Below are 14,974 nucleotides of genomic sequence, written 5' to 3'. Positions count from 1 at the left end.
AAGCGGGCTTTGAGCAGCACGTGGCCGAGCCGCGCCGAGCCGATCCGGCTCCTGTCGCGAGTGGCGCCCGTGCTACCGGCTATCCCCATCTGTCCGGCGAACACCGGGACGTTATTGATAAGGCGATCGCCCACGCTGCGGCTCAGCAACACCATAGCGCGGCGACGCTCCGAATGTACAAGTATGCACTTCGCCGATTGGCGAATGATCTCGGCGCTCGCGGCCAAGCGACTGATATAAAAAATCACCAATCCCTGGTCGATCACGTCGATGCCTTCTTTCCGAAAAACGATTATTTGAAGAAGGCTTTGAACGTTCTGCGTGCGTATCATGAGCCGGACTATTCAGCGACTGCCCGGCCGGCAGTGCCGTCAAAGGCAGACGCGCATGTCTTGGAACAAGTGGCCAGTGACAGCAGCTTGGCCTCAAGCACCCGTGGTGTCTATGGTCGTAGTCTCCGCAGATTTTCTGAGGCGCTTGAGAGTCGGGGCCAGACGATCTCTGGGCTGGATCACGATTCGCGGATCAAATTCGCCGAGACGTTGTTTCCAGGCAACCGCAAGCTCCTCTCCGCGCTGCAACGGGTTCGCGATGCGGAGCCCTTGTCAGACGGGGGTCTCGAGACGGCCCGGAGGCTGTTCGATCAAGCTGACGAGTCGCCAACCAATCCAAAGGAGCTTCTGCGACTGGAACATGGGTTCCGCGAAGTGCTTCAGCAACGGCAGGATGATCAAGCCGCCTCGTCTTTTTTCAGCGACCCAGGGATGCCCGCTGGACCGAATGACCTCAACAGCATCGTGGCCGACGCTTTGGCAGCGGCCGGCTCTGGACACGCCGGAGTTGAGGCCGCCGCCCCACCAGCGTTAGCTGCCAGCCAACAGCAGATCCGGCCCACGCCGGATGCGCTTGACCAGGGCAACCTCCTGCCACCCGAGCGGTTCCTCATCAACAATGAACATTCGACGGCGCCGTTGCGGCCGACGGAGAGGCAGTGGGCCCTGAATACGCCGCAAGTCGCCGCCATTCAGCAGCCGCCGAGCGAAATCGGCAATTCAGGCGGCCGCGTGCCGATGCAGCCCCCCATGCAGCAGTTGGGTGAATTGCCATTGGAAGGGGTGCCGGTTCAAGGCACAGGGTCCGAACACATCGGAAGGCTGCATGCGCAGGCCGCGCCCTCCGCAAGGTCTGAGGCACCCCTCGCTGCCATCGAGAACTCCATAGACGTCTCATTCGCCGTCCCCAAAGGCTTCTCCCATGGGACTCAACCCGTCCCAGACGCAATGCTCTCTTCCTTGGACCACCATGGCCTCTTGCCGGATGCGGAAAACCCGAAATGGAACTACGAGATCAAAGGTCACGGCTACACCGCCGAGAGGCCGGAAGGGCGCAACGACTTTTGGCTCGTCCATCGCGGTCGGATGAGGGAAGCTGCAGCGGCAGCACTACCGGCAAGGGTTCCAGAACCCGCCTCGCCAGCGACCGCCAGGCTGTCAGACACCTATCGCGATGTTCCGTTGGTCGATCTGACCACCTCCTCCGATGCTCCGATCGGAGCTTTTCCGTCAAGCTCGTCCAACCTTCCCGCGGGCGCGGTGCTCGGCGACGACTTGCTGAACGACGTCCATATTCACAGGGATTACCGGTTGCTGGAGCAGAGCCTGCAGGCCGCCCACCCAGCGCTCGCCGCCCGAACGCGGTTGGTGGATTCCTTGGTCTCCCAGCAACTGCGCCGTCACGACCGGGACCCGCAACCTACATTGCTGTCCATCTATCATCAAAACGACGTCGCAGCCGACTTCGTGTTCCTGCCAGTGAACAGTGGCAATCCCATGGCTATGGTGGAGAATGATGGACGCAACGAGCATTGGTCGTTGCTGCTCGTTGATCGCCGCGACCCGGAAAGAGCGGTCGCCTATCACTACGACTCCATCCATCAGCGCGATCGACGGGGATCCAATGACGCACCTGCACGAGAGCTCGCAACAAGACTGGACGCGACCACCTTTGTGACACCCGCCATGGCCCGGCAGAACAACGGTGTTGATTGCGGCGTCTTTGTGGTGGACGGCACGCGCGAGCTGGTTCTTCGATTGGCGAACGAAGAGCGGCCAGTCCCGCAGCTGCCGCTGCACCTCGACTATCTCGTCGCCGACCGGCAGGCGCTGCAAAACCGACTGAGGGAGGGCCGCTTGCCGCACGAGCTTGCCGCAATCCCCGCGGATGCTTTTGCAGCAGCCGGGTCGCAGGTGCAACACGCCGTCTTGCAAGAGCAGCAAGCCCGACAAATCGCGCCAGCGCCGTTTGACCGGCACTTGGGCCAGACGCGCGAGGCCCAGGACGAGCCGATGAGTACACTTGACAGGAATAACCGCGTGAACAGCGGGGGCGCCATCATAAACAATGAACATTACACAGCCCTGTTGAGACCGGCGAAGAGGCAGAGGACTGAGAATCCGCAAAGCCTCGCAATCGGGCGGCAGCTGAGCGAAGCAAATACGTCATCCACCAGGCAAGACTCCAACCAAGCCCGCGCGGACCTCATGGCTTCCTCCCGAAGCAGAGAGCGCTCCGACGCGGGGCGTTGAGCTCGATGGCGGATGAGGCAGAACAGCTCTTTTTGGCAACGGTGAGGCTGATGCGATCTCCAGACCGGTTGCTCTCGCCGTAATTGATCAGCCTGGCATTGTTGGAAGGCGATGTAGGCCTGGAACTCTATAGCGCGACGATCAGGATGAGATGCCGTATTGCCTCACGTAACGATGTTCCTCGAGATTCGAGCGTTGCCTCATCCATTTTGCTCCCGGCCTCCTTAGCGAGCGCCACGGGGCCTCAGTGTGGCCCCGCGATCTCCAGGATCGGCGGCGCCTTGTTCAAGGGGCCAAACAGCAACGCGTCCGCCTGTTCGCTGCGCCAGACCTTTAGCCGGCGCTGAAGCGTTCGAAGCAGTTTGTCCGGGTAATCGCCGGGATACTCGGCCTGCGGTCGTGACAGAAGTTCGCTGCCGGTTTCGCCATGGTTCGGCTTCGAACCAATTTCGTACCGCAGTCGCCTTGACGAGAGGGTCAGGACGCCGCCGCCCCCTTTTGGCTTTCACAATCGGGCGACCCGTCGGCCGGATAGCTCCGTTCTTCCAAGCAGTCCGCAAACTCGCCAAGAAAAGGTCGATTGGCTGAGCTGTTCCGTCAGGGCGCATGGCGGGCGGAGTATCGGCAAGCGCAGCGAGTCGCTCCTGCACGGCACGGATATCGCGCAATAGCAGGACAGGATCGAGCCCGGCGTAGATTTCCTGCAGACGGGAGCGGACTGCATCTGAGGTGCGAGCGTCTGCAACCAGACGCTGATGCGGCGTAGCTGGCGGACTGAACCGCTTTTCTGCTCTTCGCGGATGACCTCGCAGCCGGCGGCCTTGAGCGCGGCGATCTGCGCGGCGAGGTTCTGTTCGGTGGTGGAGGTGCGGGCGTATCCGATGCGGGTTATGCAAACTGTTCATTTTGGGTGTGCCGGGGCGATGCTCTGTTCATTGACGAAGATTGAGCCCACAATATACAAGCTTTTCCGGTTGCGACGTGTTCATGGCAGGTGTTTAGGCCGGGTATACCCAAATTAGAACACGCCCATCGGTTCCGGTGGTCAGTCACGCAGTCGTCGTGGTTTCAGCCCTTTCTGGTAACCTCCGCCAGCCACGCGACTGCACCGGGCGTGGCCTGCCATGCCTGGCCGTTTTCGTCGACGTAGTCAGCTGCCTCATCCTCGCCCCCCAAAGTGATATAGCCGTCGATGGAAGCAACCAAAGGCTGCTTGCCGGAAAGGACGCCAGGCGTCGTGCCCACGAATATCACCATCCTGCCACTGCCGCCGAAATCACCGGAGCTCAACCCGGTCGAAAACCTCTGGCTCGTCATGCGCGAAAACTGGCTGTCGAACCGCATCTTCAAATCCTATGACGATATCGTCGCCCATTGCTGCGATGCTTGGCGCAAGCTCGAAAACCTGCCTTGGCGCATCATGTCCATCGGCCAAAGAGAATGGACAAATGGGTTCTGATCAGTGAGGAAGCGTATTATATTACATATGAAACGTAATATTAATTCAATGAATGGGAATTGAGTGATAGAAAGAATTAGATAATATGGATCGTTAGCAAGCACTAATAGAAGATATAGCGCAAGAGTATTTGGAACATGCTCGGTGGCAGGAGCGCGAATTCCCAATATGAGAGGAATGCGATGTATTTCGGCTAAGCAATCCATTCCGATCCAAATAAATATCGAGTCAATCGTCGATTAGCGAGATGCGTTTGCAGTGATTATTATGGCAAGCTCTCTTCTAATACACGCCGTTAATTGCGCCTCCGTTGAGCAGCAATTGTTATGCTCTGGCCAGCGTTCCAATTTAACGGGGGAGGCATTCTGAGGGCGGCCACACTAGATCTCAAGAAATATAGCTATCACCGGAGAGCGGTATGCTGAACAATACCATCGCAAGAAATTCATTGCCGAGTATCGATCTTCTGTATGATTATGGACCGTTCTTGCGATTGAGCGAGTCTGAAGGTGGTATTGGGAGCTTTGCTCAAAACAGCCGGCGCCCGCGGGTTGGCATTGTGGGCGCCGGCATCAGTGGCTTGGTGGCGGCGACTGAACTTTTGCGCGCCGGAATAACGGACATCGTGCTATTTGAGGCGCGGGATCGTATGGGTGGGCGGGCTTGGTCACAAATCTTCGACCCGCGCGAACCGCATCTCATTGCCGAGATGGGCGCTATGCGCTTTCCTTCCAGCGCAACCTGCCTGTTCCATTATCTGGACAAATTGAGGATAGATACCGCAGCTTCCTTCCCCGATCCGGGCATCGTGGATACCGAGGTGCACTATCGAGGTGCGCGTCATTTATGGCAGGCCGGCGAGTCTCCGCCGCCACTGTTCAGACGCGTTCATCAAGGATGGCAGGCTTTGATAAGCGACGGTTACGTGCACGAAGGGATTCAACTGCCCGCACCGGCGAAGATCACAACTTTGCTTCGGTCGCATCGCTTTGACCAAGCTCGTGACGCATGGCAGGCCTGGCTAGATTCGTTTCGCGACATCTCCTTCTATTCGGCCCTCGTCACCATCTTTACCGGACCGCAGCCACCAGGGCGCGTACCTTGGAAAAGGCCGGAAGATTTTGAGCTTTTCGGATCGCTGGGGATTGGATCTGGAGGCTTTTTACCTGTGTACCAAGCCGCGTTTACTGAGATACTGCGTCTAGTAATTAACGGGTACGAGGACGATCAGCGCCTGATTATGGGAGGGATCTCCCTGTTGGTGAAACGGTTGGCTGAACAGGAGCTTAACGGTGTGAGTTTGCGGCAGCGTGTCCGCTACGGTCGTGTAAGCCGTATTTACAAACAGGGCGGTCAGATTCTCGTGACATGCGCAGGAGGGCAGGTCGTGCCTTTTGACCGCGTCATCGTCACTACCAGCAATCGAGCTATGGAGCTGGCCCATCGTCTCACGGCGGATGGAACCTTTCTTACTAACGAAGTTTTGCGAGCGGTCAGAGAAACTCACCTTACCGGCTCTTCCAAGCTGTTTATGCTGACGGAAAACAAGTTCTGGTTAAAAAAGGGCTCGCCGACAACCATCTTGTCAGATGGCCTTGCCAGAGGGGTTTACTGCCTAGACTATCAGCCCGATGATCCGGATGGTAAGGGCGTGGTGCTGTTAAGTTATACATGGGAAGATGATGCTAACAAAATGCTTTCCATTCTGGACAAAAAGGAACGGAGCCAGCGTCTGGTCGATGATCTGGCCACCATATCCCCTGATTTCGCCCGTCATCTAGTCCCGGCTAACGGTGACTATGAACGTCATGTCCTGCAGCACGATTGGCTGATGGACCCATATTCAGTAGGTGCCTTCAAGCTCAATTATCCTGGTGAAGACATCTATTCAGAACGGTTATTTTTCCAATTCGCTACCGCAAAAAGACCGGAAGAAGACACGGGCTTGTATCTCGCAGGATGTGGATGCTCCTTTACCGGCGGGTGGGTCGAGGGCGCGGTACAAACGGGCTTGAATGCCGCATGTGCTGTTATCCGCAGCAGTGGCGGCCAGCTCTTGAGCGGTAACCCTATTGATTCGATGGATTCGGCTTATCGATATTGAGATAGCGTTCTTTAGAAAAGGCTTCTTAAATGTTTTGCAACGTCCACACTCCAGGAGATTTGCAATCAAATACTGGCCGGGAAAACTTCGGCGTTGGATATCAGGGAATCGGCACTTTAGGGCGCAAAAATCCATGGTCGACCGGTTAGGATGGGATTTCCTGCGCTGACAGGCGCGGGATGCAGTAGCATCGGTATTGGAACCGCCGCAACACCAAAGCGGCCAAGCGCTTGCTGACGCGGCTGCTGAAGAAGCAAGGCGTCGCGCCGAAGCGCATGATCACCGACAAGCTGCGCTCCTATGGAGCAGCCAGGCGACAGGTGATGCCGGACGTCGAGCATTGGTCGCATAAGGGATTGAACAACCGTGCCGAGAATTCGCATGTGCCGCCGCGAAAACGGGAGCGGATTATGCAAGGCTTCCGATCACCAGGAGCACTGCAACGCTTCGTTTCGATCTTCTCGGCTCTGCGCAATCTCTTCGTCCCGCCCCGCTCAAAATGCTCCGCTCTCGCTACACATATTCACCGCCTGCAGGCCATGGCGGAATGGAAAGCCGTGGCCATGGTCAGCTGACATCAGCGGCTGCAGGTCTCAACGCGTGTATATGCAGACAACGTGACATCCCCCCTCATCCCGTTGAAACGGGACGACAGCCCCGGAAACTCAGCGAAATGAGTCAATTGTCGGCGGCCCTTGCTGAATGCAGGCTGCCGGAAGAGGGAGCAACTTAACCAACTTTGACCTATTAAGGGCGCTGCGACGCATGGCTATATTTTGGGCAGAGCCATAGGACGCGGCCCAGTGAGTACCGTCCTGGCGAAGCCAGAGCAAGCGTATTGGATGGATTCCCGTCCTGCGGTTGCTGACGGCATGAGCACAGGCCTGCTCGACCAGCCGCGTCGGATAGCTTCGCCACTTTGCCCGACAGAACAGTCGGCTTTCAAAACTGGTTTCACGGCGTGAAACACGATTGCTCCCTCCTTCGCGTTGTTCCCGAAACGCAACGGCCAAAGGTTTCTAACCTGACACACTCCTGAGATAGGCGATGACGTTTTTGAGGTCCTCGGGATTCTTGAGGCCAGGGAACCCCATTTTGTTTGCCGGGACTTTCGCCTTGGGATTGGCCAAATATGCCATCAGGTTCGGCTCATCCCATACGAGGCCCGCTGCGCCCTCATCCTTCATGGCTTTCGAGTACGAATAGCCCGGGACGGTGCCAGCTGTCCGGCCTACAACGCCTTTCAAGGTTGGCCCGACCTTATTCGCGTCGGTATCAGCGCTGTGGCAGGCGGCACACTTTTTGAAGACTGTCTTTCCGGCCTCGATATCCTGAGCCCGGGCGACCGGAGGCAAGCACGCCAAAACCATTGTGGCGCCGACGAACAGATATTTCACGCGGGAATTCCCCGATTGAAGGTACGGCAGGCGGTCGATATGTTTATAAGCCATGATCCAATCCTCGCTTAAAGTACGTTGCTCAGGCAGCCGTAAAGAAGCTCGTCGACTCACTCGGCGTAGATTTCGCCCTTGGCGTCGATGCGCAGCTCGTATTGAGGAAGATTGGCCGTCGACTGGTCCCAGATTTGCTACCTTTCTCAAATGTATGTTGTGGTCGGGACAACTAAAGGAGTGGTCATCTGCGTTGTAGTTCCATGGAAAGCTCTTGTGCGGGCGCGTGGTCGAGAATCTGACAATGTCGCGGTCCGGCCCGCGCCGTCTGGTAACTGACGTCGAGGGTTCGTTCGGCTTCAGCCTGTTCGATGGGTATTCGACGAGTGCCAGCCCCAGTGCAGACTTTGTCTGAGTCTGCGCAGGCAGTTCCACAGGTATGGCCCTTCCTGCATCGGCAAACGTTCCTCCTCTTAGAAATTGACGGCGGCCGATGTCAGGCAGCTTGTTGCAGCAATTCATGCGTCCTACCCATTAGGCGAAATGTTATCGCAAATAGCTCTGCAACGCTTGTGCCAACCGGAAAAGCCGGCGATTTCATACAAAATGCGAATGGGATCCATTTCCGAGGAGTCGCAGCCAAGGCCCCGCAGACCCATATCGCAAATCGTCTGTCAGCGGTCCTCGACAGCTCGCAAAGATTGGTCGGGTAGGCGCGCTGCACCCGCGAGAAGAAGCTTTCGACCTGGTTGGTGTTCGTGCCGCCCTCGGTCTGGTAGGCCTTGGAGCGGTTCACTCGCTTCAGCTTGTTGACGCCCGCCAGGTCGTTGTAGCTGCCATGCTCGTCGGAGATCACGGTTCACGGTAGCTTCGCGGGAGACGTGGTCACGGACCGCTGCCCACCTCCGTCATCGCCGCGGATGCCGCGCGTGAACGTCTGGCCGCCACGCCTGAAGCAGTTCCAGAACATGAAGCGGCTGTGCGCCTTGGCGCTCAGGGAGCGCGGTCTCGGCCGGCGGTCGACGCGGTCTTCGGCCTTGTTCTCGGGTCGGATATAGCCGCCAGCGTATTGCCGTCGATCTCGACTTCGCCCTTGAACACCATGTCTTCCCTGCGCCACGCGATCGCCTCACGTAGCTTCATGAGCATCACCCAGGCGGTCTTGAACTGCACGCCGATCTCGCGCGAGAGCTGGGGTGCGGCCTTGCCCTTGACCGAGTTCACCGAGAGGGGATGTCACGTTGTCTGCATATACACGCGTTGAGACCTGCAGCCGCTGATGTCAGCTGACCATGGCCACGGCTTTCCATTTCGCCATGGTCTGCAGGCGGCGAATATGTGTAGCGAGAGCGGAGCGTTTGAGCGGGGCGGGACGAAGAGATTGCGCAGAGCCGAGAAGATCGAAACGAAGCGTTGCAGTGCTTCTGGTGATCGGAAGCCTTGCATAATCCGCTCCCGTTTTCGCAGCGGCACATGCGAATTCTCGGCACGGTTGTTCAATCCCTTATGCGCCCGATGCTCGACGTCAGGCATCACCTGTCGCCTGGCTGCTCCATAGGAGCGCAGCTTGTCGGTGATCATGCGCTTCGGCGCGACGCCTTGCTTCTTCAGCAGCCGCGTCAGCAAGCGCTTGGCCGCTTTGGTGTTGCGGCGGTTCCAGACGATCTCGTCGAGCACATAGCCATCCTGGGCAACGGCGCGCCACAACCAGTGTTTCCTGCCGGCGATGGTGATGACGACCTCGTCCAGGTGCCAGACATCGTTTCGGCTGTGCTGCTTGCGGCGCAAGCGGCGAGCGTAATGCGGACCGAACTTGATGCCCCACCGGCGGATTGTCTCATACGAAACCACGATCCCGCGCTCCAGCAGCATTTCCTCGACCAGACGCAGGCTCAAGGGGAACCTGTAGTAGAGCCAGACCGCATTGGCGATGATCTGCGGCGGGAAACGATGGCGCTTGTAGCTGACGGTTGCGGTGTTCATGACATCGGGTCTATGCCGCATATCCCTGAACGCGAGTTAAGTTGATAACGCCGGCCGAACACATCGGGCTGCAGCGTGTCGTGGTTGCCGATCCGAGCTTGATCCAGTTCGTGCCGAACACTTCGCGCGCCATTTTCGCGGTGGTGACCGCTTCCTTGACGGAGTGGCAACCGGCGGTGTTGGGGAGGATTCTCGTGCCGAGCGCGCGGATCAACGACCAGAATTTTTCGCCGGCTCTGCTGCCCGCCATCTCGCGCCGCAATGACACGGTCAGCACCGACGTACCCGACGCCTTGACCGCATCGGCAAGGACGGCTGGCGAAGGATACTGAGCCGTGCCGAGAAGCAGGCGAGACGGAAGCGTCGCCCCGAAAAGCTCGAACATGGCTAGCCTCCCTGCATGGGCGAAAGGATTTCAATCCGGTCGCCGTCGCTCAACTGGAACTCCGCCCGATTGGCTTTGTGTACGAGGTCGCTGTTGACGGCCGTCGCCAGCCAATCGCCTTCGTAGTCGAGGGCTGTAGGCAATTCGGCCAGCGTGGTGGCGGCAATCTCATGCGCTTCGCCGTTGACCATCAATTTCATTGGCAAGCTCCGTGGGTTTGTCGGGATTGAAAAGCATTCCGGCCGCTTGGCGCGCCATTGCGGGGGCGAGGAGAAAGCCATGGCGATAAAGTCCGTTGATTGCGATGGCGCTTCCATGGAGCTCGACTCGCGGCAGGTTGTCTAGAAAAGCCGGACGAACGCCAACACCGGCCTCAACGATTTCGGCCTCGCCAAAGGCCGGATGGAGGGCATAGGCGGCTCCCAGCAGCTCCATCATCGAACGCGCCGCGACAGGCCCAGTGGACTGGCTCTCGATCATCGTCGCGCCTATCATGAAACAGTCACCAGCGCGCGGCACTATGTAGAGCGGGAAGCGCGGATGAAGGACCCGTACCGGGCGTGACAGAGAGATATCAGGCGTGCGCAGGATCAGCATCTCGCCACGAACGCCACGTAGCCCATTGGCTTCTGACGCCATCCCCGCGCAGTCGATCCGGCGATCGAAACCGGCAATCTCCCGGGCATCCGCCCCAAAGCGGAATTCGACGCCCATGACTCCGAGTTTGTCGTGAAGCGCAGCCATCGTCCGGCGCGGGTCGAGATGGGCCTCGTTGGGGAAGAACAGACCACCGCGAAAGCGACCGGCGAGGTCGGGCTCCAGCAACGCGATTTCATCTTCATCGACGCGCCGATGACCCGACGTGCGGCTGGCAACCGGTCGAGTTCGCCAGTATCGCGCGGCGCGGCCACGGCCAGCGTTCCGGCCCGTGTCACCTGGCCCGGCAGTACCGCGTCCCACCAGTCGGCGGCATCGCGCCCGAGATCCAGCACTAGCTTTCGCATTGGTCTGTTGTCCTATCCATCATGAATGACCAGTCATGTCGCCGGCACGGGCGGCGAGGCCAGACAACGTGTCTTCGTCCGTTGCCCAGAATCGCGAGCGAATTCCGGTGCGCTGCTCGATCCAGCCAGGTTCGAGCCCGAGACCGGTTTCGATTTCCGGGTTATCGACCTTTCGCCCGGGCGCATGGTGGCCAAGCCCGAGAATGCGCGACGATCTGCCCGTGGCCTCGAACCAAGCGTTCGCCGGCCATCCTCGATGGCGTCATCGAGACCGTCCAACTCGTCGCCGGTGATGCAATAGGGGGGGAGGGGGTAGAGGACATTGCCGAGCGGGCGAATAAGCAGGCCGCGCTCATGGAAGAACGCGCGCAGTTTCGGTCCGATCTCGGCCAGATAGCCGGCGGAGCCGGCGCGCAGATCGAGTGCCGCGATCGTGCCGGTCGCCCGGCTGCCGGTGAAGAAAGGTGTCGCGAAAGCGTCGAAGCCCCGGCGGCCTGCATCGCGCTCAAGGCCGCGATCCGCTCGGCGACAGGCTCGTTCCGCCAGATCTCGAAATTGGCGAGTGCGGCCCGCACAGGCAATCTGATTGGCGGTGTACGAACTCGAATGAAAGAAGGTCTTCTTCCGGTCGATCGAATAATGGATCGTATCGGTGGCCAGCGTGGCAGCCAGCGGGATAGCGCCGCCGGTCAGGCTTCGAGGTGAAGGATATCAGGAGAAATGGAGCCTGCTCGCAGGCGAACATGGTTGCGGTGCGTCCCCGGTCGGTCATCACCTCATCGGCGGTCAGCAGCGTGCCTGAGGTCTCGGCGATCGGCTGAAACACGGACATGCGATTTCGGCATCATGATGCGCGCCAGCGCGATCACGCGCACGAATTCGATCGGCTCGATCGGCTTGGCGTCGGCAAGCGGGGTGCCGTCGATCGGGATAAGCATGTCGATCGGAACGCTTTCGGGATGTTCCGGCAGATCGGGTGAAGAAACGCGCTCTCACGATTATGGACAGGCGACGGCGATTCGGCAGCGGGCTCGTCGCTAGCGAGGACGAGGGCGTCGGGTCTACGACGAAATGTCGGAGGTCGGACATGGAAGGCAGCTTACCATTTGGGTCGTTGAAAGCTTTATTGCTTTGGCACGATTAGTGCAACGGACGAGCCGCAAACGTTGCCCAGAACCGATACGATGAGGGGAGCGTCATCCTAGCTGTTTGCGTTGACCGTCCCAGTGGCAGCCGCGCAGGCGCTGGCGTCGCCGGCCAGCCCGAAGTCGATCCAGTCGGGGGAGACAGTAGATAGAATGGGAGAGGCACCAGTATGAACTGCGAATGTGATATGGTTGCTTGGGTAAGTGCCATCGCCTTGCTCTGGACGGCCACCGCTGCATCGGCGAACGAAGGCATGTGGATGCCGGCCCAGAGTGCGGAAGTCGGCGCGGCCATGCGCGCGGATGGGCTCCAGATCGATCCCGCGCAGCTGAGCCGTCCGGGCGCTGCCCCGCTTAGCGCGATCGTTTCACTGGGCGGATGCTCCGCCTCATTCGTCAGTCCGCAAGGGCTGGTCGCCACCAACCATCACTGCGTGCTGGAGTCCATCCAGTACAACAGCAGGGAGGGTCAAGACTATCTCACCAATGGGTTTCTGGCGAAGAGCCTGGGTGAAGAATTGCCTGCGGCGCCCGGCAGCCGCATCTATGTGACCGAGGATATGCGGGATGTGACCGCTGACATGCTCAAGGGCGTCTCGGACAAGCTGAACGGCCTTGCCCGCTATGAGCGGCTCGAAGCGAACCGCAAGGCGCTGATCGCTGCATGTGAAGAACAGGCCAGTCGCCGCTGCGACGTGAGGCCTTACTATGGCGGCGCTTTCTACTATCTCCAGCAGAACCTTGAAATTCAGGACGTGCGCCTCGTCTATGCGCCCGGGCTCGGCACCGGTAACTTCGGCGGCGAAACGGACAATTGGATGTGGCCGCGCCACACAGGCGATTTCGGCTTCTATCGCGCCTATGTCGCTCCTGATGGTTCCTCCCGGCCTTATGCGCGTGACAATGTGCCTTACGGGCCAAAGAGTTGGCTGCCCATAGCCCGTCAAGGCGTCCAAGAAGGCGATTTCGTGATGGTCGCCGGCTTTCCCGGCGCAACCCAGCGGTTCCTCACCGCCGATGAAGTCCAGTTCAACTTCGCCGAATACGAACCACTGTCCCAGCGTTTGCTCTCGGATTATGCCGCTCAGATCAAGCAAGCCACGGCAGGCAATCGCGAAGCGCAGATCCGCTACGCCTCCATCCTACAAGGCGTTGAAAACTACAAGAAGAAGCTGGCGGGCGATCTAGTCGGTGCCGACGCGATCGGCCTCGACGCGCGCAAGGCTACCGAGGAGGAAGTTTTTCGCGCTTGGGTCGCTGAGTATCCCGTGCGGCAGATGCGCTTTGACGCAGCAATCCGCGAACTGGACGCGATGGTGGGCGAGAATAGCCGGGCTTCGCTGGCGAGGCTGCGCCAGGCGTTGCTCAATCGCGCGCAACTACTGTCATCGGCACGCACTCTCTATCGCTGGACAAAGGAGCACGAGAAGCCCGATGAAGACCGTGAAAGCGGCTTTCAGGATCGTAACCATAAAGAAATCTCGGATCAGCTGACGCAGATCGAACGCCGCTATTTGCCAGACATCGATCGAAAGCTTTTCGAGGCCGCACTCGACGAATATCGCCGGCTGGATGCAAAGGACCGCGATACTGCTTTCGAAAGTGCTTTGGGCCAAACTGGCCTTGACCGACTTTATGCAGGCACCAAACTCGCAGACACGGCGACGCGGCTCGGCTGGCTTGATAAGCCCGCTGCTGCCTTCGAGGCATCCGAGGACCCTTTCATCAAGCTGGCGGTCGCTCTCTATCCCGGCGACATCGCTGCGGAGCAGGCTGCGAAGGACCGTGCTGGACGCAGCCAGGCGGCTCGCGCCATCTATATGCACGGTCAGCGTGCCTACCGGCAGGCAATCGGCCGGCCGATGTATCCCGACGCGAATGGCTCACTGCGCATCACCTGGGGCAAGGTGGCGGGGCGAACACGCGACGGGCAGACCTGGACGCCCTTCACCACGGCCGAGGGACTTCTGGCCAAAGAAACGGGCAAGGGTGAGTTCGACGCTCCAGATGCGGCTATCGCAGCGATCCGAGCCAAGGATTATGGCCCCTATGTCGCGCCGGCGCTGGGCACGCTGCCGGTCAACTTCCTGTCCACCGCCGACATCACCAACGGCAATAGCGGCTCGGCGACGCTGAATGGGCGCGGCGAGTTCGTCGGCCTCGCCTTCGATGGCACGCTTGATGGAGTGATCTCCGATTGGGCATATGCCGCAGACCGCAGTCGCAGCATCCATGTCGACAGCCGCTTCATGCTCTGGACCATGGACAAGATTGACGGCGCTGGCCGGTTGCTCAAGGAAATGGGAGTGCTGCCGGCGTCGCGCTCCCGAGCGGGGTAGTCTGGCGGGCGGCAAATGCGTCGGCCTCGCCAGAGAACGGCACTTCGGAGACATTGACGTGAGCTTGCCACAGTGATCGTTGATCGTGCTCGAATCGGCGGCGCTCCAATATGCGCAACATTCGAAGGTTCGCCAGCGCTTGAGCCGTTGCTCAATTCCGTTTCCCCTTGGCATCACTTCAAATGACGTAGCTTGGTGCAGTCGCACCGATGCGCCTGAACATCGCACTTTCATGTTTTGGTTGCGTGTTTCGCAAACTCTGGACAGGGATTCCGCTAAATTGCGGACGGCTGTTTCGTTAAGTCCACGCACAGCTTGCCGGCGTCTGTCCGCGGGAGAGCTGGCTTCGATTTGTCTGAACAGTTTGGCGAGGACCGCGAAATGAAGGCAGCATAGGGAATGGAAGCGCTACGGGCGACGAACCAATAAAGCGGTTCACCCGTTCGACCAGCGAAATGACGTTCGTTAATCGCACTAGTCAAGGTCCGAGCTGAAGCCCTCCATCGAGGAGCGTTTTTTGCTTGAGCATGGCCTCAAGAGACGTGTCGAGGTTATCGTGCAGGCCTTTGGCATGATCCC

The 14,974-nt window shown here is 59.2% G+C and carries 9 protein-coding genes and 9 pseudogenes; 6 read left to right on the top strand and 12 right to left on the bottom strand.

The genetic code is table 11. From position 1 onward, the window contains the following. A partial coding sequence (locus AC0L3E_RS33490) for a Ulp1 family isopeptidase (RefSeq protein WP_473606739.1) occupies positions 1-2,585 on the top strand: 2,585 nt, incomplete at its 5' end. Positions 2,586-2,829: 244 nt separating this feature from the next. Here AC0L3E_RS33490 and AC0L3E_RS33485 read toward each other — a convergent pair. Continuing rightward, positions 2,830-3,379, bottom strand: a pseudogene (locus AC0L3E_RS33485) (ISNCY family transposase); the annotation flags it as partial. A 274-nt stretch (positions 3,380-3,653) separates the two neighbouring features. Then, entirely contained in the window at positions 3,654-3,929 is a 276-nt protein-coding gene (locus AC0L3E_RS33480) for a hypothetical protein (protein WP_473606742.1), read from the bottom strand. Between AC0L3E_RS33480 and AC0L3E_RS33475 the strand changes: the two are divergent. From AC0L3E_RS33475 to AC0L3E_RS33460, 4 genes and pseudogenes are all read left to right on the top strand, one after another. Next, a pseudogene (locus AC0L3E_RS33475) lies at positions 3,823-4,044 on the top strand (transposase); the annotation flags it as partial. The gene AC0L3E_RS33480 and the pseudogene AC0L3E_RS33475 sit on opposite strands and share 107 nt — an antisense overlap. Before the next feature lie 106 nt (positions 4,045-4,150). Continuing rightward, positions 4,151-4,216 carry an isopentenyl transferase family protein gene (locus tag AC0L3E_RS33470; RefSeq protein ID WP_473606741.1) on the top strand — a complete coding sequence of 22 codons (66 nt, stop codon included), beginning with the start codon at positions 4,151-4,153 and terminating at the stop codon, positions 4,214-4,216. Positions 4,217-4,462: 246 nt separating this feature from the next. Continuing rightward, positions 4,463-6,148, top strand: coding sequence for an NAD(P)/FAD-dependent oxidoreductase (locus tag AC0L3E_RS33465; protein WP_473606738.1), 1,686 nt, complete (start codon positions 4,463-4,465; stop codon positions 6,146-6,148). Between the two features lie 203 nt (positions 6,149-6,351). Further along, positions 6,352-6,723, top strand: a pseudogene (locus tag AC0L3E_RS33460) (DDE-type integrase/transposase/recombinase); the annotation flags it as partial. A 444-nt stretch (positions 6,724-7,167) separates the two neighbouring features. On the opposite strand, the gene AC0L3E_RS33455 reads toward AC0L3E_RS33460, so the two are convergent. From AC0L3E_RS33455 to AC0L3E_RS33410, 10 genes and pseudogenes are all read right to left on the bottom strand, one after another. Further along, positions 7,168-7,518 carry a c-type cytochrome gene (locus AC0L3E_RS33455; RefSeq protein ID WP_473606740.1) on the bottom strand — a complete coding sequence of 117 codons (351 nt, stop codon included), beginning with the start codon at positions 7,516-7,518 and terminating at the stop codon, positions 7,168-7,170. Positions 7,519-8,035: 517 nt separating this feature from the next. Beyond that, on the bottom strand, positions 8,036-8,395 hold the full coding sequence (locus AC0L3E_RS33450) for a transposase (RefSeq protein ID WP_473606736.1): 360 nt from the start codon (positions 8,393-8,395) through the stop codon (positions 8,036-8,038). Positions 8,396-8,532: 137 nt separating this feature from the next. Continuing rightward, positions 8,533-8,763: a hypothetical protein gene (locus AC0L3E_RS33445; RefSeq protein ID WP_473606735.1), complete on the bottom strand. Its 231-nt coding sequence runs from the start codon at positions 8,761-8,763 to the stop codon at positions 8,533-8,535. 58 nt (positions 8,764-8,821) lie between these two features. Continuing rightward, positions 8,822-9,522: pseudogene (locus AC0L3E_RS33440) on the bottom strand (IS6 family transposase). 53 nt (positions 9,523-9,575) lie between these two features. Next, positions 9,576-9,907 (bottom strand): annotated as a pseudogene (locus AC0L3E_RS33435) (thiazole synthase); the annotation flags it as partial. Between the two features lie 2 nt (positions 9,908-9,909). Next, positions 9,910-10,107 carry a sulfur carrier protein ThiS gene (gene thiS, locus AC0L3E_RS33430; RefSeq protein WP_473606734.1) on the bottom strand — a complete coding sequence of 66 codons (198 nt, stop codon included), beginning with the start codon at positions 10,105-10,107 and terminating at the stop codon, positions 9,910-9,912. Next, positions 10,076-10,899: pseudogene (locus AC0L3E_RS33425) on the bottom strand (FAD-dependent oxidoreductase); the annotation flags it as partial. The pseudogene AC0L3E_RS33425 and the gene thiS, both read right to left, overlap by 32 nt. A 46-nt stretch (positions 10,900-10,945) precedes the next feature. Continuing rightward, a pseudogene (locus AC0L3E_RS33420) lies at positions 10,946-11,116 on the bottom strand (3-oxoacyl-ACP synthase); the annotation flags it as partial. 107 nt (positions 11,117-11,223) lie between these two features. Then, positions 11,224-11,556: pseudogene (locus tag AC0L3E_RS33415) on the bottom strand (adenosylmethionine--8-amino-7-oxononanoate transaminase); the annotation flags it as partial. Between the two features lie 164 nt (positions 11,557-11,720). Further along, positions 11,721-11,897 (bottom strand): annotated as a pseudogene (locus tag AC0L3E_RS33410) (biotin synthase BioB); the annotation flags it as partial. A 374-nt stretch (positions 11,898-12,271) separates the two neighbouring features. Between AC0L3E_RS33410 and AC0L3E_RS33405 the strand changes: the two are divergent. After that, on the top strand, positions 12,272-14,395 hold the full coding sequence (locus tag AC0L3E_RS33405; RefSeq protein WP_473606732.1) for a S46 family peptidase: 2,124 nt from the start codon (positions 12,272-12,274) through the stop codon (positions 14,393-14,395). Positions 14,396-14,974 lie beyond the last annotated feature (579 nt).

The sequence above is a fragment of the Mesorhizobium sp. WSM4822 genome (genome assembly GCF_055811155.1).
This window is presented reverse-complemented; position numbering and strand designations above follow the sequence as displayed.

What these genes read in the sequence shown, in the direction of transcription:
- AC0L3E_RS33455 (WP_473606740.1), bottom strand. Translation starts at nt 7,518, where the DNA reads ATGGTTTTGGCGTGCTTGCCTCCGGTCGCCCGGGCTCAGGATATCGAG.
- AC0L3E_RS33480 (WP_473606742.1), bottom strand. Translation starts at nt 3,929, where the DNA reads ATGCGGTTCGACAGCCAGTTTTCGCGCATGACGAGCCAGAGGTTTTCG.
- thiS (WP_473606734.1), bottom strand. Translation starts at nt 10,107, where the DNA reads ATGAAATTGATGGTCAACGGCGAAGCGCATGAGATTGCCGCCACCACG.
- AC0L3E_RS33465 (WP_473606738.1), top strand. Translation starts at nt 4,463, where the DNA reads ATGCTGAACAATACCATCGCAAGAAATTCATTGCCGAGTATCGATCTT.